A 19,177-nucleotide genomic window follows, 5' to 3' on the forward strand; every position below is an offset into this window, starting at 1 on the left:
TCCCCCTTAGACAGGCTCGCCCCTTTCCACCATCCCGGCAATCAGCCGGCCCATTTCCACAGTGGTTACCCGGCATTTACCCGGTTCCATGATATCGGCCGTACGGTAACCCTGATCCAGCACCGCGGCCACCGCCCGCTCAATGGCCAGGGCCGCCTCTTCCTGCCCGAAGGAATGGCGCAGCATCAGGGCGCCGGAGAGGATGGCAGCAATGGGATTGGCCAGCTGCTTGCCGGCAATGTCCGGGGCAGAACCGTGTACCGGCTCGTACAGGGCCACACCGTCGCCCAGGCTGGCCGAAGGCAGCATACCCAGGGAACCGGTGAGCTGGGCGGCTTCGTCGCTTAAAATGTCGCCAAAGAGGTTTTCTGTAAGCAGCACATCAAACTGCCTGGGGTTCCGCACCAGCTGCATGGCGCAGTTATCCACCAGCATGTGATTGAGTTCCACGTCGGGGTACTCGCGGGCCAGTTCGGATACCACTTCCCGCCACAGGCGGGAGCTTTCCAGCACGTTGGCCTTATCCACCGAAGTAAGCTTTTTCCTTCTCCTCCGGGCCAGTTCAAAAGCCCGCCTGGCCACACGCTGGATTTCCCCGGTGGTATAAACCAGGGTTTCCACCACCCGCTGGCCGCCGGGAATTTCTTCACGCCTTTTCTCACCGAAGTACAGGCCCCCGGTGAGCTCCCGCACCACCACGATGTCCAGCCCCGCCACCACTTCCGGCTTCAGTGTGGAAGCGTGGGCCAGGGCCGGGAAAACCACGGCCGGCCGCAGGTTGGCGTACACGTTCAGTTCCTTGCGCAGGGGGAGCAGGGCCCCCGCCTCGGGGCGCAGGTGCACCGGCAGGGTGTCCCACCTGGGCCCCCCCACCGCTCCCAGAAGAACCGCATCGCTGGACCGGCACAGGTCCAGGGTGGCCCGGGGCAGGGGGCTGCCCGTGGCGTCGTAAGCTATCCCCCCGATCAGGGCCTCCTGAAAGCAAAATTCAAATCCAAAACGTCTTCCGGCGGCGGCCAGGACCCGGGTAGCCTGCCCCGTCACTTCCGGGCCGATGCCGTCCCCCGGTAAAACTGCAATCCTGTATCTCATCCCTTCAACCTCCGGGCTACGTAGTTGATCAGGCCCCCGGCAGCAATAATTTCCTGCATGAACGGTGGTACCGGTGTGGCCCGGTATTGCTCCCGGCGGGTCAGGTTGGTAATGGTTCCCGATTCCACGTCCACCATTACCTCGTCACCCTCCCGGATTTTTGCCGCCGCTTCCGGGGACTCAAAGATGGGCAGGCCGATGTTGAAGGCGTTGCGGTAAAAGATACGGGCAAAGGAAGCGGCGATCACACAGGATATACCGGCGGCTTTAATGGCAATGGGGGCGTGTTCCCGGGAACTGCCGCAACCAAAGTTTTTCCCGGCCACAATGATGTCCCCCGGCTGCACCTTCCCGGCAAAAGAAGGATCGGCGTCCTCCATGCAGTGAGCCGCCAGTTCCTGCGGGTCGGAGGTGTTCAGGTAGCGGGCCGGGATAATGGCGTCGGTATCGATATCGTCACCAAACTTCCACGCTTTTCCGCGCAACTGGTTCATCTACAGCACCTCCTGGGGAGCGGCTATCCGCCCCAGAATGGCCGAGGCGGCGGCAACCGCGGGATTACAGAGGTACACTTCGCTCTCCGGGTGGCCCATCCGGCCGACAAAATTGCGGTTGGTGGTGGCCAGGCAGCGCTCCCCGGCAGCCAGGATACCCATGTGACCGCCCAGGCAGGGGCCGCAGGTGGGAGTGCTCACCGCCGCCCCGGCCTCAATAAATATTTCCACCAGGCCTTCCTTTAAAGCGGTGCGGTAAATTTCCTGGGTCCCCGGTATAATAATCAGCCGCACGTCGGGATGTACCTTCTTGCCCTGCAGCACCCGGGCGGCCAGGCGCAGGTCTTCCAGGCGGCCGTTGGTGCATGAACCGATAACCACCTGCTGGATCTCCACGTGCCCCGCCTCGCTCACCGGCCGGACATTGGAGGGCAGATGGGGGAAGGCTACCTGGGGTTCCAGTTTGCTGACATCAAATTCATAGACCGCGGCGTACCGGGCGTCAGGGTCGCTTTGATAAACCCGGTAGGGCCGTTTGGCCCGCCCCCTGACGTAATTGAGGGTGATTTCATCGGGTGGTACGATGCCGTTTTTGGCCCCGGCCTCCACGGCCATGTTGGCCATGGTCAGCCGCCCATCCATGGACAGGGCACTGATGGCCGGGCCGGTGAACTCCATGGCCCTGTAGAGGGCACCGTCCACACCGATCTGGCCGATGGTGTAAAGGATTAAATCCTTACCTCCCACCCAGGGCTGGAGTTCACCGTAATAAATAAACTTAATTGATTCGGGAACTTTAAGCCACAGCTCGCCCAGGGCCATGGCCGCCGCCAGGTCGGTGCTGCCCACCCCGGTGGCAAAGGCCCCCAGGGCGCCGTAGGTGCAGGTATGGGAATCGGCCCCGATCACCACGTCTCCCGGGCCCACCAGCCCTTCTTCCGGCAGAAGGCAGTGCTCGATCCCCATGCGCCCGACCTCATAGTAGTGGGTCAGTTGCTGCTGGCGGGCAAAATCCCTGAGGATTTTGGCCTGTTCGGCCGATTTAATATCCTTGTTGGGCACGAAGTGGTCGGGTACCAGGACCACCCGCTCCCGGTCAAAAACTTTTTCCACCCCGATGCGCTGGAACTCCCTGATGGCCACCGGAGCGGTTATATCGTTACCCAGGGCCAGGTCCACCCGGACGTTGATCAGCTGCCCGGGCTCCACCCGGTCAAGGCCGGCGTGGGCGGCCAGGATTTTTTCCGTGATGGTCATGGGCATATGCCAGGTTCACCTCGTTAAAGTTTTATTCTTTTAACCTCCCCGTCTCCCAGAGAAGCCTGTTGACTGCGTTCACGTAGGCTTTGGCGCTGGCTTCCAGGATGTCCGTGCTGATCCCCCGGCCCAGGTAAGTTTTGCCACCGTTTTCGGTTATTTTCAGGGTAACCTCGCCAATGGCATCCTTACCGGAGGTGACGGCATTAATCCCCCAGCTCTTGAGCACGCAGGGTATACCGGTAACCTTGTCGACCGCCCGGCAGATGGCGTCCACGGGCCCGTTACCGCAGGCCGCTTCCTCAAAAAGCTCGTCGCCCTTTTTCAACCCGACGGTGGCCGTGGGTACTATGGTCGTGCCCGTGGAAATGTGCAGGTATTCCAGGGTGTAGGTAACCGGTACCGGGCGCAGTTCCTCCTCCACAATGGCCTCCAGGTCAGCATCGGTAATTTCCTTCTTTTTATCGGCCAGGATCTTAAACTGCTGGAAGGCCTTGTTGAGCTCTTCCTCTCCCAGCTCGTAGCCCAGCTCCTGGAGCCTCTGGCGGAAGGCATGCCGCCCCGAGTGCTTGCCCAGAACCAGGTTGCTCTGGCTGATGCCCACCATCTGCGGGTTCATAATCTCGTAAGTGGTACGCTCTTTCAGCACCCCGTCCTGGTGAATGCCCGACTCGTGGGCAAAGGCGTTCTTCCCCACCACCGCCTTGTTGGGCTGCACGGGCATGCCGGTGAGGGTGGAAACCAGGCGGCTGGTGCGGTAAATTTCTTCCGTACGGATGCCGGTCTCGCAGCCGAACTGGTCCCGCCGGGTGTAAAGGGCCATCACCACCTCTTCCAGGGCGGCGTTCCCCGCCCGCTCGCCAATGCCGTTGATGGCTCCCTCCACCTGGCTGGCCCCCGCCATTACCGCCGCCAGGGAATTGGCCACCGCCAGCCCCAGGTCGTCATGGCAGTGCACGCTCAGCACCACTTTTTCTATGCCCCGCACCCGCTGGCGGATTTCGCTTATGAAGCGGGCGAATTCTTCGGGTGTGGCATAACCCACCGTATCCGGGATATTCACCACCGTAGCCCCGGCGGCAATGGCTGCCTCCAGCACCCGGCACAGGAAGTCCAGCTCCGACCGGGAGGCGTCCTCGGCAGAAAACTCCACGTCGGAAACATAACTCCTGGCCCGCTTCACCGCTGCCACAGCGGCTTCGAGCACCTGCTCCTCCGTCATGCGCAGCTTGTGGCGCATGTGAATGGGCGAGGTGGCAATAAAGGTGTGGATCCGGGGCTGCTCCGCCTCCTTGACGGCCTCCCAGGCCTGGTCGATATCCTGGAAACTGGCCCGGGCCAGGGCCGCCACGGTCACGCCCCGTACTTCCCGGGCTATGGTTTTCACCGCCTCGTAATCCCCGGGGGAAGTGATGGGAAAGCCGGCTTCAATCACGTCCACGCCCAGCCGGGCCAGCTGCCTGGCTATCTGCAGTTTCTCCATCACGTTGAGGCTAACCCCGGGAGATTGCTCTCCATCCCTTAAAGTTGTGTCGAAAATATACACTCGCCGGGCCATAAAAGACCTCCTTAAACAAAGTGGAATCAACTTTCAAAGGTTTCGTCAATTCCACACCCGCTGGGAACCATGGGTAGAACTTTTTCCTGTGGACTCACCAGACAGTTGACCAGCACCGGGCCGGGCTCCGTCAGAACCTCGGGGATGACCTGCCGCGCTTCTTCTTCCGTCTGTATGGTGTAGCCTTTAATATCATAAGCCCTGGCCAGGGTGATGAAATCGGGGTGGAATTTGAAATCCACGGCCATGTAACGCCCTTCACAGTAATATTCCTGCAGCTGGCGCACCATGCCCAGAGACTGGTTGTTGAGCATAAATATTTTTATGGGCAGGTCCTGTTCCCTTACCGTAGCCAGTTCCTGCATGGTCATCTGGAAACTGCCGTCCCCGGTAACCAGAATGACCTGCTGGCCGGGAAGCCCCAGCTGGGCGCCAACTGCCGCGGGCAGGCCGAAGCCCATGGTACCCAGCCCCCCCGATGATATCAGACCGCGCGGCCGTTTAAAGCGGTAATACTGGGCCACCCACATCTGGTGCTGGCCCACATCGGTGGCAATGGTAGCCAGACCCCCGGTATGACGGTACAGTTCTTCAATGATGTACTGGGGCTTCAAGCCATCCTCACGGTTGTAGCGCAAGGGGAAAAGTTCCCGCAGTTCCCGGATGCGATCCAGCCAGGGAGAACGGTCGGTTTTCTTGAGCAGGGGCAGAAGGGCGCGCAGCACCAGCTTCACGTCCCCCACAATGGGTACATGCACCGGAACGTTCTTCCCGATTTCGGCCGGGTCGATGTCCACATGGATTACCGCCGCATGGGGGGCGAATTTGGCCAGCTTGCCCGTCACCCGGTCGTCAAACCTGGCTCCCAGGGCAATGAGCAAATCGCACTCCGTTACAGCCAGGTTGGCGTAGCGGGTCCCGTGGAGGCCGAGCATACCCAAAAACAGGGGATGATCTCCGGGGAAGCTGGACAGCCCCATAAAGGTGTTGGTAACCGGGGCAGAAATTAATTCCGCCAGCTCCAGAAGCTCCTCGCTGGCCCCCGAATTAATAATACCGCCACCGGCATATATCACCGGGCGCTGCGACCTGTTGATTAATTCCGCTGCTTCGATAATCTTGTTGTGATGCCCCCGGTAGGTGGGTTTATACCCCCGGAGCCTCACCGTTTCAGGATAATAAAAATCGATCATTTCCCCGGCCACGTCTTTGGGGAGGTCAATGAGTACCGGCCCCGGCCGGCCGGTGGAAGCAATATGAAAGGCGTTCTTGATTATCTGGGGCAGGGCGGCCGGATCTTTAACCAGATAATTATGCTTGGTTATGGGAATGGTGATACCTGTTATATCCACTTCCTGAAAGGCATCGGTGCCCACCTGGCTGGTGGGTACCTGGCCGGTAAAGACCACCAGGGGAACCGAATCCATGTAAGCATTGGCTATCCCGGTCACCAGGTTGGTGGCTCCCGGCCCGGAGGTGGCCATGCACACCCCCACCTTCCCCGTAGCCCGCGCGTAACCGTCTGCAGCGTGCACGGCGCCCTGCTCGTGGCGAACCAGCACGTGCTTGATGGAGGAATGATAGAGGGCGTCATACACGGGAAGCATGGCCCCTCCGGGGTAGCCGAACACTATATCCACCTTTTCCAGCTCCAGGCAGCGGACGAGGGCCTGGGCAGCGGTAATCTTCAAGGCAACTCCCCCCTTTTTCAGCCGTTGTCCGGGAGTTACCGGGTGAGGCCCACCGGCGGGCCCCACCCCTCTACCCGGCTATCAGCGTTTCTGCAGCCACGGTATCATCTTGCGCAGCTCAGCTCCCACCTTTTCAATGGGGTGCTCGGCTTCCCGGCGGCGCATGGCGCTGAACATGGGCCGGTTGGCCTGGTTTTCCAGAATCCACTGCTTGGCAAACTGGCCGCTCTGGATTTCCTGCAGCACCCGTTTCATTTCCCGGCGGGTTTCTTCATTAATTATGCGCTTGCCCACCATATAATCACCGTACTCGGCGGTATTGCTGACGGAATAGCGCATCCAGCTCAGGCCGCCCTCGTAAATCAGGTCCACAATCAGCTTCAGCTCGTGCAGGCATTCAAAATAGGCCATTTCCGGAGCGTACCCGGCCTCCACCAGGGTATCGAAGCCGGCCTTGATCAGCTCGCTGACTCCACCGCACAGCACCGCCTGCTCCCCGAAGAGGTCAGTTTCCGTCTCTTCCCGGAACGTGGTCTCAAAAACGCCGGCCCTGGTCCCGCCGATCCCCTTGGCATAGGCCAGGGCCATTTCCCGGGCGCGGCCGCTGGCGTTCTGGTGTACCGCCACCAGGCAGGGTACACCCTTGCCTTCCGTATACATGCGGCGTACGATGTGTCCCGGCCCCTTGGGAGCCACCATAATGACGTCTACTTCCTCCGGTGGCACAATCTGCCCGTAATGAATGTTAAAGCCGTGGGAGAACATGAGGGTTTTGCCCGCGGTCATGTGGGGGGCGATGTCTTCCCGGTACAGGCGGGGCTGTACCTCATCGGGTACCAGCACCTGGATAATATCCGCCCGGGCAGCTGCTTCACCGGGGGTATAAACCTCAAAACCATCGGCCCTGGCCTTCTCCCTGCTCCGGCTGGTTTCGGGCAGACCGATAATTACGTTCAACCCGCTGTCCCGCAGGTTCTGTGCCTGGGCGTGTCCCTGGCTCCCGTAACCGAGAACGGCAATGGTTTTCCCCTGCAGCACGCTGAGATCGGCATCGTTATCGTAATAAACCTTGACCATCGTTCAGTCATCCTCCTTTGAACCGTTGGAATTGATATTGGTATAGCGGGAACCCCGCAGCATGGCAATTTTGCCGGTACGCACCAGTTCTTTAATCCCGTAGGGCTTGAGGGATTCTTCAAAGGCCTTGATCTTGCCCTCATTGCCGGTGCACTCCAGGATCATGGTGCGCCGCCCCAGATCCACAATCCGGGCCCGGAAAATATCAGCAATTTGCATTATTTCTCCTCTCTTTTCCGGCTCGGCATTTACCTTGATGAGCACCAGTTCCCGGTCCACGTATTCGTCGGCGGTTATGTCGCTGATCTTGATAACATCGATTAGCTTGTGCAGTTGCTTGGTTACCTGCTCCAGCACCCGGTCGTCCCCCTCCACCACTATGGTCATGCGGGAGATGGCCGGGTTATCGGTACGGCCCACCGCCAGGCTGTCGATATTGTATCCCCGCCGGCTGAACAGGCCGGCCACCCGGGCCAGGACCCCGGGATTATTTTCTACCAGCACCGCCAGGGTGTGTCGCATCATACCACCTCCCCGGTCTAACCTAACATGCGGTCCAGGGATTCACCCGGAGGAACGAAGGGCAGGACATTTTCTTCCCTCTCGATGATGAAGTCGATGAGCACGGGCTTGGATGTGGCCAGGGCCTGCTCCAGGGCCGGCCTTACGTCGGCGGGTTTCTCCACCCGGATACCCTCCGCGCCGTAGGCCTCGGCCAGCTTGACGAAATCCGGGTTGACCAGCTCGCTGTAGGAATAACGCCGGTTGTAAAAGAGCTCCTGCCACTGGCGGACCATACCCAGGTAACCGTTGTCCAGGATGGCCACTTTTACCGGCAGGTCGTAGTTCACCGCCGTGGCCAGCTCCTGAATGTTCATCTGGATGCTGCCGTCGCCGGCAATATCAAAAACGGTCTCGCCGGGGCAGGCCACCTGCACGCCGATGGCCGCAGGCAACCCGAAGCCCATGGTACCCAGCCCGCCGGAAGAAATAAAGGTCCGGGGACGGGTATAAGTGTAATAATGGGCCGCCCACATCTGGTGCTGGCCCACCTCGGTAGTAATTCTGGCCTGGCCTTTGGTCACCCGGTAAATCTCCCGGATAACCTGCTGGGGTTTGAGGCGGCCGTTTTCCTCATAGGTAATGGGGTATTCCTTTTTCCAGGTCTGGATCTTTTCCTGCCACGCCCCCGGCAGCTTGGCTTTTAGGCGCTCGATAAGGGCGGAAAGGACCCGCTTGACATCACCCACCAGGGGAATGTCTACCCTTACATTCTTCCCTATTTCCGCCGGATCAATGTCAATATGCATGATCCTGGCCTGGGAAGCAAAACTCTCCAGCTTGCCGGTAACCCGGTCGTCAAAGCGCACGCCTACAGCAATCAGAAGGTCGCATTCACAGACGGCATAGTTGGCGTACTTGCTGCCGTGCATACCCAGCATCCCCAGGGCCAGGGGATGATCCCCGGGGAAACCGCCCAGCCCCATCAGGGTGGTGGCCACCGGGGCCAGGATCAGCTCGGCAAAACGGCGTAATTCCCGGTGGGCACCGGAGTAAACCACACCGCCCCCGGCGTAAATAACCGGCCGCTCGGCCCGGGCTATGGCCTCGGCTGCCCGGTTGAGCTGCTCCGCGGATGGTTCCAGTACGGGACGGTAGCCGGGCAGGTTTACCGGGCCGGGATCCTCGTACTCAATTACAGCACTGGAGACATCTTTAGGTATATCAACCAGTACCGGTCCGGGCCGGCCGGTGGTGGCAATATGAAAGGCTTCCCGGATAACCCGGGCCAGGTCACGCACATCTTTCACCAGGTAATTGTGCTTGGTAATGGGCAGGGTGATGCCCGTTATATCTGCTTCCTGGAAGGAATCCTTACCCAGCTGGGAGGTAACCACCTGCCCGGTAAAGGCTACCAGGGGCACGGAATCCATGTAGGCATTGGCAATGCCTGTAACCAGGTTGGTGGCCCCGGGGCCGGAGGTGGCCAGGCACACCCCCGGCCGGCCCGAAGCCCGGGCATAGCCGTCCGCAGCATGGGCGGCACCCTGCTCGTGCCTGGTCAAAATATGCCGTATATCCGCATCGTAAAGGGCGTCGTAAATGGGCAGCACCGCACCCCCGGGATAACCGAAGATGGTATCAACGCCCTGTTCCCGCAAACAGTCCACCAGAATTTGTGCCCCGGATTTTTTCATGCCCCTCACCTCCACCTATTCAAAAACTGCTCCCCTGCTGGCCGAACTCACCTGCCGGGCATAGCGGGCCAGGTAACCCCTGGTCGCCCGGGGGGCAGGGGGAGTCCACCGGGCCAGCCGGTCTTTTATTTCTTCAGGGCTCAGATCCACGTCCAGGCGATAATTGGGTATATCAATCCGGATCATATCTCCATCCCTGACCACGGCCAGGGGGCCGCCTTCCGCCGCTTCAGGCGAAATATGGCCAATGGAAGCACCCCTGGTGGCACCGGAAAAACGTCCATCGGTCAACAGGGCCACATCCTTATCCAGCCCCATCCCGGCCACCGCCGCCGTGGGGGTGAGCATTTCCCGCATACCCGGGCCTCCCCGGGGACCTTCATAACGGATGACAATGACATCTCCCTTGTTTATTTTGCCGCCCAGGATGGCCTCCACGGCTTCCTCCTCGGAATCAAATACCCGGGCCGGCCCGCGGTGGACCATCATTTCCGGGGCCACCCCGGCCTTCTTGACCACCGCCCCGCCGGGAGCCAGGTTACCCCGCAGGATGGCTATCCCACCGGTGGGGCTATAAGGATCTTCCACGTCCCGGATTACCTCCGCCCTGGTCACCCGCCGGTCCCGGATTAGCTCGCCCACGGTCTGGCCGGAAACCGTCGGCAGATCCAGGTGGAGCAGGTCCTTTCTGGCCAGCTGGGCCATTACCGCCGGGATACCTCCGGCCTCATGGAGATCCTGGATGAAATATGGTCCCATGGGGCTGAGCTTGCATAAATTGGGCGTGCGGGCACTGATCTCATTAATTTTCTCCAGGTCTATTTCCACCCCGGTTTCCCGGGCAATGGCCGGCAGGTGCAGCACCGTGTTGGTGGAGCAGCCCAGGGCCATATCCACCGCCAGGGCGTTTTCAAAGGCCTTTGGTGTGAGAATGGCCGAGGGGCGCATATCTTCCTTCACCAGTTCCACAATGCGCATACCCGTTAGCTTGGCCAGCCTCCGGCGGGCTGCCGAAACGGCGGGAATGGTGCCGTTGCCGGGCAGGGCCATACCGATGGCCTCGGTAAGGCAATTCATGGAGTTGGCGGTGAACATACCGGCACAGGAACCGCAACCCGGGCAGGCAGCTTCTTCCAGTGCGGCCAGCTCCTCTTCCGTAATCCGTCCCGCCCGCACGGCCCCCACGGCCTCGAACATGTTGCTCAGGGATAAATCCCGCCCCTGGTAGCGGCCGGCCAGCATGGGTCCCCCGCTGATCACAATGGCCGGAATGTCCAGGCGGGCAGCAGCCATGAGCATACCCGGCACAACTTTATCGCAGGCCGTGACCAGCACCAGACCGTCAAACTGGTGGGCCTGAACCATGACCTCTATGGAATCGGCTATTAATTCGCGGCTGGCCAGGGAATACTTCATGCCGCTGTGGTTCATGGCAATACCGTCACAGACCGCAATGCAGGGAAATTCCACCGGCGTACCTCCGGCCATGCGCACACCGGCCTTGACCGCGGCGGTGATCTCATTGAGATGAATGTGCCCCGGCACAATCTCATTAAAGGAATTCACCACCCCGATCATGGGCCGTTCCAGTTCCTGATCCACCAGGCCCAGGGCCTTTAAAAGGGAACGGTGCGGGGCCTTTTCCAGACCTTTCTTTATAGCATCACTGCGCACGGTCAGGTCCTCCTTGCTTAAATTTATAAGAAGTTCATTCCTGCCGGAACTCAGCAGGCGCAGCTCATACCGCTCCCGTCTTCCCGGAAAATCACCGGCCCGTCAACTTTGGTCAGCTCCCGATAAGCGCGGATCAGCTCCCGGGTTATTTCCCCGGGGCGGCCATCGCCAATTACCCGCCCGTCCAGCTTAACCGCCGGGATGACCTCCGCCGCCGTACCGGTGAGGAAACACTCGTCGGCGGTATATATATCATGCCTGGTAAACAGCTTTTCCTCCACCTGAATGCCCTTCTGCCGGGCAATTTCCATCACCGTGTTGCGGGTAATTCCCTCCAGAATACCCACATGGGGTGGCGGGGTAATGAGTACGCCGTTTTTAACGATGAATATGTTGTCCCCGGTGGCCTCGGCTACATAACCCTCCTGGTTGAGCATAACGGCTTCGGGCGCCCCCACCAGGTTGGCTTCCATTTTGGCATAAATGTTGTTCAGGTAGTTTAAAGATTTGACCCGCGGGTTGCAGGCCTCGGGCAGATTCCGGCGCGTGGCCACGGTAACCAGCTCCAGCCCCTTTTCATAGAGCTCTTCCGGGTAAAGCTGGATGGACGCGGCAATACAGAAAATGGTCGGCCGGGAACACTTGCGGGGATCCAGCCCCAGGTCTCCCGGACCCCGGGTAACCACCAGGCGGATGTAGGCATCCCGTAACCCGTTGCGGCGGCAGGTTTCCAGCACCACTTCTTCCATTTCCGCCATGGTCATGGGAATCTCAAGGCCTATGCTACGTGCCGATTCGTAAAGGCGCACTATATGCTCCCTCAGCTTGAAAACCCGGTTGTAATAGGCCCTGATACCTTCAAAAACGCCGTCTCCATACAGGAGACCGTGGTCAAAAACAGAAACCACCGCCTGCTCCTCGGGCACAAACTCACCGTTAAGATAAATAATCAGCCCCATTTAAGCAACACCCCTTTTATACTGGTAATTTCATTTTTCCGTCCATTTTTAACAGCCATCTCCCGAACGGGGAGGGTAAAATACACTGGAGGAAACCAGCCCGGCCCCCGTACATACCAGTAAAAAAGAAGACCCCGAACGAAAATTCCATAGAGTGGAACCTCTCCGCTCGGGTCTTTTATACCCACGGTGTAACTGCCGCCAGCCCGCGGCAGCCTGTACCGCTCGGACCAGTCCCCCGCCCGCAGGCGGGGCGGAACCCTAGGTACACTTCCCTCCGTTTAACCACTATATTTTTGTTATTATGGGGTAGAAAAATTAAAACCTCCCTTCCCTTGCAGCCCAAAGAAAACTGCCAGGGACGAGAGGAAATCCTCGCGCGGTACCACCCTGCTTGCCCTTGCCTCACGGCAAAGACCTCTTATGTGTCCCACCAGGACACGGCTTTGGTAACGGGTGACCAACCCGGCCCGGCTTAATCGGCGTCAGCACGCCTTTCAGCTGGCGACTCCGGGGCGATCCTTTCGCCTGCTCCGGCACCGGTTCGCAGCTACCCCGGCTCTCTGCAGCCCGCAAGACAGGTTACTTGCTCCCCTTCATAGTCATTACCTGTAAACTTGTATTCCAGTATACAGTTTGCGGATTGAGGTGTCAAGCGGTTTTTCTTAATTAATTCTTTAGTTTTTTGTTATATCTGTCATTATATCATATTTCCCGCGAAATTTCGCCGGGCAGTTTCCGGCTGGTCCCGGGCAGGATAATGTAGTATCATATACCTGCTGGTTTGAAATATACCGGGTAGGTGGTTTTGAGTTGCCCCCAGTCAAACTTGTTGCCTTTGACATGGATGGAACCCTGACAACTGTGCGCAGTTCCTGGGAATATGTACACCGGCGCCTGGGCCTCTGGGACGATCGGGCCATCCTTTACCAGGCGGAATTCTGGGCGGGAAAAATTAATTATGCGGAGTTCTGCCGGCGGGATGCCGCCCTGTGGCGGGGCATCCCCCGGGAGCGCCTGGAAAGGGTGATTGCAGAAATTCCCCTGCGCCCGCTGGCCCGGGAGATCATTAAAGCTTTAAAGAAGCAACAGGTGAAAGTGGCCCTCATTTCCTCGGGGCTTGACCTGCTGGCCGCACGCCTGGCTGAAGAACTGGGATTTGATTATTATGCCGCCAACGGGCTGGCCGCCAGGGATGGTGTTCTAACGGGCGAGCCCATTGTAAGAGTGTCAGCCGATGAGCCGGGCAAGCTCAAACGGGACCACCTGCGCCAGCTACTGGAAAATTATGGTCTGCAGCAGGCAAATGTAGCCGCCGTGGGTGATAGCCCCGGCGACATCGACATGTTCCAGGAAGCCTCCCTGGCCGTTCTCCTGACGGGAGATCAACAGGAAGCCGCGCTGATAAAAGCTAAAGTCCCGCACTTGTGTGTAGTGCGGGACCTTGGAGAACTGTTTAATTTATTACCGGGCGTTATTTAAACGGGTCCATAATATTATCCGGGCCGGTGGCCGTCCCCGTTACTGAAATACAGGCGGGCCATCAGCGGCCCAGCCTTTCCCTGGCCCGGGAGATGGCCTGCCGAACCGACTCCGGCGCCGGCCCTCCCAGCACCCGCCGGGCGGCCACGCACTGCCCGATGTCAATAGCCCGGTAAACGTCTCCTTCGACAACGGGAGCGAACTGCTTGAATTCCTCCAGGGATAGTTCTTCCAGGGACTTGCCTTTGGACAGGCAGTAATAAACCAGCCTGCCCACCTGTTCATGGGCTTCCCGGAAGGGTACGCCCTTTTTCACCAGGTAATCCGCCAGGTCGGTGGCGTTGGTGAAGCCTCCCCGCGCCGCCCGGGCCATATTTTCCGGGCGCACCTTCAAGCTGGCCACCATGGGCGTGAACACCCGCAAGCACTTTTTGACCGTGTCCACCACATCAAAAAGGGCTTCCTTATCTTCCTGCATGTCCTTGTTGTAGGCCAGGGGCAACCCCTTGAGCATGGTCAAAAGGCCCATCAAGTCGCCAAAAACCCGACCCGATTTGCCCCGGATCAGTTCGGCCACATCGGGGTTCTTTTTCTGGGGCATCATGCTGCTGCCGGTGCTGTAAGCATCATCCAGCTCCACAAAGGCAAACTCCGCCGAAGACCAGAGGACAATTTCCTCACAAAAGCGGCTCAGATGGACCATAATCAGGGCCGCGGCGGCGGCAAACTCCACCACAAAATCCCGGTCGCTGACGGCGTCCAGGCTGTTTTCAGCCACGGCGGCAAAACCCAGTTCCGCGGCCACGCGGGACGGGTCTATGGGGAAAGTGGTCCCGGCCAGGGCTCCCGCACCCAGGGGCAGGACGTCCGTACGCCGCCGGCAGTCACGCAGCCTGCCCATGTCCCGCTCGAACATCTGTACATACGCCATTAAATGATGGGCCAGGGTAATGGGCTGGGCCCGCTGCAGGTGAGTGTAGCCGGGCATTACCGTTTCCAGGTGTTTTTCGGCCAGATCCAGCAGGGTTTCCACGAGCTGTCTTAGCAGATCAATTATGGTCTCAATCTCGTCCCTGAGGTACATGCGTACGTCCAGAGCTACCTGGTCATTGCGGCTGCGGGCGGTGTGGAGTTTTTTACCCACCGGGCCAATGCGCCGGGTAAGCAGCTGCTCTATATTCATGTGAATGTCCTCGGCGGCCACCGAAAATTGCACGCGGCCTCCTTCAATATCAGCCAGGATTTCTTCCAGCCCCCTGATAATAGCCTCCGCTTCTTCCGGAGCAATAATCCCCTGCCGGGCCAGCATGCGGGCGTGGGCCATGCTGCCCAGTATGTCATAGCGGTACAACCGCTGGTCAAAGGAAATGGAAGAGTGAAAGTCGTCCACCAGGTGGTCCGTATCCTTTTGAAAGCGTCCTCCCCACAGCTTGGTCACTGCAAACACTCCTTACGGTAAGATTACTCCTGGCTGCACCTCCCGGTTGCAGCAATCCTGTTGATTTTAGCATTCCATCCGGGTACCATGCAAGCCGGAACAGGCCGGACCGGGCACTCCGGCGGCGGCAAAAAGGATAAAGCGGGTGCACCCCTTCCCGTTTCCTGAAATAAAAAACCCGCCCACCCATATACTTAACCGGGCTGGCGGGTTTAATCCTGGTGCGCCTGGCAGGAATCGAACCTGCGCAAGACCCGGCTCCGGAGGCCGGCGCTCTATCCTCTGAGCTACAGGCGCATATAATTAACTGCACATGATATTATACCAAAACCTCAAAAAAAAGCAATAGTAAATTCTGCACAGGCACCTTTATTATTAACGCGGCTGACCCGGCTCCTGCGAACCCCGCGGGGAGCTTCAGGGCAAATCCAGCTGCGCAATAATTGATTGCAGGGTCCGGGCAGAGTGGTGCAGGGCTTCCTCCTCCCGGGCAGCCAGGGGCACGGCCAGCACCCGGGCCCGGCCGGTCCGGTTGACAATGGAAGGAAGGCTGAGACAAACACCGGAGATCCCGTATTCGCCGTCCACCAGGCCCGATACCGTGAGGATGGAGTTTTCGTCCCGCAAGATGCTCTCGCAGATCCGCTTTACTGCCAGGCCAATGGCATAATAAGTGGCCCCCTTGCGTGCGATGACCTCGTAAGCCGCTTCTCGCACCCGGCGGCTGATTTCCTCCGGATCCAGGCAGGGAACACCGCGCCAGCAGCAGAACTCCTGCACCGGCATACCGGCAATATTGGCCAGGCTCCAGAGGGGCACCTCCGTATCACCGTGCTCGCCCACCACATAGGCGTGAATATTCCTGGGCTCCACCTGGCAGTACTGGCTGAGCAGATAGCGGAACCGGGAGCTGTCCAGAACTGTACCGGAACCGATGACCTGCGCCGGAGGCAGGCGGGTCAGGCGCAGTGCCGCGTAGGTAAGGATATCCACCGGGTTGCTAACCATCAGCAGGATGCCGTCATCCTTCAACGGCATGAGGTTTTCAAGGACATCTTTGAGGACAGCAAAATTCCGCTGCACCAGATCCAGCCGTGTCTCGCCTGGTTTCTGGTTGGCCCCGGCGCAAAAGATAACGATATCGGCATCACGGCAGTCCTTATACTCGCCGGCGTAAATGCGGATGGGCTTGATAAACGAAGCGCCGTGGGCCAGATCCATGGCCTCCCCTTCAGCCCGCTCCCGGTTGATATCCACCAGCACCAGCTCGCTGACCAGGCCGCTGATCATCACCGCGTAAGCGGTGGCGGAGCCAACAGCACCTACCCCCACCACGGCTATTTTACGCTTGTCATCTACAGTCATTTTTCACCCTCCCCCCTTTATTTTCCCCTCCCTTTTGAAAAATTACTAAAAAAAATTACCCCCGGGGAAAAAGATACACCGCAGCCGGTTTTCCCGGAACTTTATTTCCCTTTACCTCCTGGAGGTAATTAAAAAGCTGCTCTTTGGTCCGGGGAAGGGGTAAACCTTCGGGCAGCCATCCCTTGCGGCTCAGCTGTTCAAAAACCTCCACCAGCCAGGGACGGGACAGATCACTCTGCCGCAAAAGCTGTTCGTTGCCAAAAACTTCACCGGGCAGCCCTTCTCCCACAACGGTACCGCAGCTCATCACATAGACATAGTCAGCCCATGAGTAGGCCAGGTCCACATCATGGGTGGCCAGGACCACTGTAGCACCCTGCCGGTTGATCCGGTCGAAAAGTTCCATTACCTGGCCGGCATGCAGCGGGTCCAGGCCGGCCGTGGGTTCATCACAGATCAACACCTGCGGTTCCATGGCCAGGACGCCGGCAAGACAAACCCGTTTCTTCTGGCCGTAACTCAGCAGGTGGGTGGGCTTATCCTTCAGGCCGGTAATCTCCGTGGCCTCCATAGCCGCTTCCACCCGGCGTAACACTTCCTCCCGGGACAAACCCAGGTTCAGCGGGCCAAAAGCAATCTCCTGGACCACACTGGCCGAAAAAAGCTGCATATCGGGGTCCTGAAAAACGATCCCCACGTTCCTGCGCAGCTCCATCAATGAGCGATGGTCATAGCGCACCGGCCGTCCGTTGAACAGCACCTGCCCCCTCCCGGGACGCAGTATACCATTGAAATGCAAGAAAATAGTAGTTTTACCGGCCCCGTTGGAGCCCAGCACAGCTATTTTTTTTCCTCTTTCAATGGCCATTGTAGCTCCCCGCAGGGCGGTCGTTCCATCGGAATAGGTAAAATGAACATCCCGGGCTTCCAGTATATTTTCCTTCAAACAGGCCACCTCCAGGTCACCAGGACCAGAACCAGCAGGGTTAGATCCACCAGGGCAATCAGGACCAGGTGCTTTGCAGAAACCGGGCGGGGTTCCTCCCACATCCTTATCTCCCCTGTATAGCCCCTGGCCAGCAGGGCGGTATAAAGGGCCCGGGAACGGTGGTATGACCGGGCAAAAAGGTTGGCTACCAGCTGGGCCATTGACCGGAAAGAAGTCCTGATGCCGGCATAACCGCAGCGGGAACCCTGGGAAACATACATCATCCCGGCCGTTTCCATGATTACGAAGATAAAACGGTAGATCAGGCCCATCATCTCCACCAGCAGGGCGGGTACCCTCAGCCGGTGCAGGATGGAGATAATCTCCACCATGGGGGTAGTCAGGGATAAAAAGTACAGGCAGGATACCGCCCCCAGGGACTTGGTAAAAATCAGGGCTGCTTGATTTAATGCGGGCCCGGTCACTCCCAGGGTAACACCTCCGATAACAAGTCCGTAAACAGCGGGATTGGCCCCCCGGGAGATGGTCAGGGTAACGGCCAGCAGGCCGGCCACCAGGAAACCCAGGGGAAGGAACAGCAGCCGGAAGTAAAAGCGAGCCGGTACGCGGGCAACCATGATTACTGCTGCCGCCGCCAGGCAGGTAACCAGCAGCGGTACCAGGACGGTTGATGCAGCCAGGCAGATAAACATGGTCAGAATGGCAAAGGCAAATTTTTCACCGGGGTGCACGTGGCGCAGTCTGCTGGTATAAGCATACTGGTCAATCCTGAACAACGGCATCCCTCTCTTTTATCGTTCCCCGCCGGCTTTCCTGCCCGGTACCCTGTTCCCTGCGGCCCCGGTAGAATCCGATGAAATAGCCGATAAATCCGGCACCCAGCGCTGCCTGCAGGGCAAAAAGCAGACTTTCAATTTCCCCGCTGGGCGGCTCCCATACGGATTTGAACCAGGGCTGGTAATCCGGCTGCAGTTCTCCAATCACCTCTTCGGCCTGCTCATCGGCCCCTCCAAATTCAGCATTTTTATTTACCAGGAGAGGGAAAACAGCCAGAGCCAGAACAACCAGAATTAGCAGCAGGTTCTTTAAACCGGCCTTCATCTTCACACCCCCCGGGATAAAACTCGCAACTGTTCCAGTTCCTGGCGGTTATGGGCCAGCAGAAAGTTAAAAACAATAATGGTCAGGATCCCTTCGCTGACAGCCAGCGGCACCTGGGTTATGGCAAAGATGCCCATAAACTTGACCATGGCTGCCATTACTCCCCCGTCAGGGGCGGGAAAAGCCAGGGCCAGCTGTACGGAGGTGGTAACATAGGTCAGGAGATCGCCCAAAAAGGCGGCCAGAAACACCGACAGCCAGCGGGGTAAAGACAGCCTCTCCCCCAACCGGTATATGGCATAGGCTGCCAGCGGGCCGACCACCGCCATGGAAAAGGTGTTGGCTCCCAGCGTGGTCAGGCCCCCATGGGCCAGCAGGACCGCCTGAAAGAGCAGCACAATGAAGCCGAGAACACACATTACCCAAGGGCCAAAAAGTATGGCTCCCAGACCCACTCCGGTGGGGTGAGAACAGCTGCCGGTAACGGAAGGGAGTTTCAACGCCGAAAGCACAAAAGCAAAGGCACCGGCCAGCCCCAGGAGCATTTTTACCCCCGGATCGACTTTTACGGCCTTCTGGATGGACAGCAGGCCGGCAATGAAGAAGGGCAGGGTCAGGGCATACCAGAACAGGCTCCATTTTAAAGGAAGAAATCCTTCCATTATGTGCATAGCCCAGGCATTTTGCTGGGGAAAGCAGAGGAGCAGGAGAAGGGCAAATATAAGGGTACATGTCCGCCTTTTCATCAGCATCCCTCCCGTAGCAAGGTAACCGTTTAACAGGCGTCCAACCGGTACATGAAAACCCCCGGATCACTTCCGGGGGTTACAAACACAAAAAGG

General features: G+C 58.8%; 17 protein-coding genes, 1 tRNA gene, 1 riboswitch and 1 other annotated feature. Of the genes, 1 reads left to right on the top strand and 17 read right to left on the bottom strand.

The features are described from left to right. Positions 1-6: 6 nt before the first annotated feature. The 10 genes from leuB to ilvE form a co-directional block, all read right to left on the bottom strand. Positions 7-1,092 carry a 3-isopropylmalate dehydrogenase gene (leuB, locus tag BUB44_RS05105; RefSeq protein ID WP_073163717.1) on the bottom strand — a complete coding sequence of 362 codons (1,086 nt, stop codon included), beginning with the start codon at positions 1,090-1,092 and terminating at the stop codon, positions 7-9. Further along, positions 1,089-1,586, bottom strand: coding sequence for a 3-isopropylmalate dehydratase small subunit (leuD, locus tag BUB44_RS05110; RefSeq protein WP_073163720.1), 498 nt, complete (start codon positions 1,584-1,586; stop codon positions 1,089-1,091). The genes leuB and leuD overlap by 4 nt, the downstream gene beginning before the upstream one ends. Then, on the bottom strand, positions 1,587-2,849 hold the full coding sequence (leuC, locus tag BUB44_RS05115; protein ID WP_073163723.1) for a 3-isopropylmalate dehydratase large subunit: 1,263 nt from the start codon (positions 2,847-2,849) through the stop codon (positions 1,587-1,589). Between the two features lie 25 nt (positions 2,850-2,874). Then, complete coding sequence (locus tag BUB44_RS05120) at positions 2,875-4,401, bottom strand: 2-isopropylmalate synthase (protein ID WP_073163726.1); 1,527 nt, start codon at positions 4,399-4,401, stop codon at positions 2,875-2,877. A gap of 26 nt (positions 4,402-4,427) precedes the next feature. After that, positions 4,428-6,092, bottom strand: a complete 1,665-nt coding sequence (gene ilvB, locus BUB44_RS05125) for a biosynthetic-type acetolactate synthase large subunit (protein WP_073163728.1) — start codon at positions 6,090-6,092, stop codon at positions 4,428-4,430. 81 nt (positions 6,093-6,173) lie between these two features. Then, entirely contained in the window at positions 6,174-7,169 is a 996-nt protein-coding gene (gene ilvC, locus BUB44_RS05130; protein ID WP_027356890.1) for a ketol-acid reductoisomerase, read from the bottom strand. A 3-nt stretch (positions 7,170-7,172) separates the two neighbouring features. After that, entirely contained in the window at positions 7,173-7,691 is a 519-nt protein-coding gene (gene ilvN, locus BUB44_RS05135) for an acetolactate synthase small subunit (protein ID WP_027356889.1), read from the bottom strand. A gap of 17 nt (positions 7,692-7,708) precedes the next feature. Further along, positions 7,709-9,367: a biosynthetic-type acetolactate synthase large subunit gene (gene ilvB / locus BUB44_RS05140; protein ID WP_027356888.1), complete on the bottom strand. Its 1,659-nt coding sequence runs from the start codon at positions 9,365-9,367 to the stop codon at positions 7,709-7,711. Positions 9,368-9,382: 15 nt separating this feature from the next. Continuing rightward, entirely contained in the window at positions 9,383-11,041 is a 1,659-nt protein-coding gene (gene ilvD, locus BUB44_RS05145) for a dihydroxy-acid dehydratase (protein WP_073163731.1), read from the bottom strand. 50 nt (positions 11,042-11,091) lie between these two features. Continuing rightward, a complete protein-coding gene (gene ilvE, locus BUB44_RS05150) occupies positions 11,092-12,000 on the bottom strand; it encodes a branched-chain-amino-acid transaminase (RefSeq protein WP_073163734.1) in 909 nt (302 codons plus the stop codon). 164 nt (positions 12,001-12,164) lie between these two features. Next, positions 12,165-12,276, bottom strand: a riboswitch (guanidine-I (ykkC/yxkD leader). Between the two features lie 78 nt (positions 12,277-12,354). Then, positions 12,355-12,609, bottom strand: a binding site (T-box leader). A 204-nt stretch (positions 12,610-12,813) separates the two neighbouring features. Between ilvE and BUB44_RS05160 the strand changes: the two genes are divergently transcribed. Then, the gene (locus BUB44_RS05160) at positions 12,814-13,482 is read left to right on the top strand and encodes an HAD family hydrolase (protein WP_083543101.1); all 669 of its coding nucleotides are present in this window, start codon (positions 12,814-12,816) and stop codon (positions 13,480-13,482) included. Between the two features lie 61 nt (positions 13,483-13,543). On the opposite strand, the gene argH is transcribed toward BUB44_RS05160, so the two are convergent. From argH to BUB44_RS05195, 7 genes are all read right to left on the bottom strand, one after another. Continuing rightward, positions 13,544-14,920: an argininosuccinate lyase gene (gene argH, locus BUB44_RS05165; RefSeq protein WP_073163739.1), complete on the bottom strand. Its 1,377-nt coding sequence runs from the start codon at positions 14,918-14,920 to the stop codon at positions 13,544-13,546. A gap of 219 nt (positions 14,921-15,139) precedes the next feature. Then, positions 15,140-15,217 (bottom strand) — tRNA-Arg (locus BUB44_RS05170). A gap of 120 nt (positions 15,218-15,337) precedes the next feature. Then, positions 15,338-16,285: an L-lactate dehydrogenase gene (locus BUB44_RS05175; RefSeq protein WP_073163742.1), complete on the bottom strand. Its 948-nt coding sequence runs from the start codon at positions 16,283-16,285 to the stop codon at positions 15,338-15,340. A gap of 55 nt (positions 16,286-16,340) precedes the next feature. Then, a complete protein-coding gene (locus BUB44_RS05180; RefSeq protein WP_073163744.1) occupies positions 16,341-17,231 on the bottom strand; it encodes an energy-coupling factor ABC transporter ATP-binding protein in 891 nt (296 codons plus the stop codon). Continuing rightward, entirely contained in the window at positions 17,228-18,010 is a 783-nt protein-coding gene (cbiQ, locus tag BUB44_RS05185) for a cobalt ECF transporter T component CbiQ (protein ID WP_083543102.1), read from the bottom strand. The genes BUB44_RS05180 and cbiQ overlap by 4 nt, the downstream gene beginning before the upstream one ends. Then, positions 17,997-18,335 (bottom strand): energy-coupling factor ABC transporter substrate-binding protein, encoded by a 339-nt coding sequence (locus BUB44_RS05190; protein WP_073163749.1) that lies wholly within the window; start codon positions 18,333-18,335, stop codon positions 17,997-17,999. Before BUB44_RS05190 ends, cbiQ begins: the two co-directional genes overlap by 14 nt. Before the next feature lie 2 nt (positions 18,336-18,337). Then, entirely contained in the window at positions 18,338-19,087 is a 750-nt protein-coding gene (locus BUB44_RS05195) for an energy-coupling factor ABC transporter permease (RefSeq protein ID WP_073163752.1), read from the bottom strand. Positions 19,088-19,177 lie beyond the last annotated feature (90 nt).

Origin of the sequence: Desulfofundulus australicus DSM 11792, assembly GCF_900129285.1 — a bacterium.
GTDB lineage: Bacteria > Bacillota > Desulfotomaculia > Desulfotomaculales > Desulfovirgulaceae > Desulfofundulus > Desulfofundulus australicus.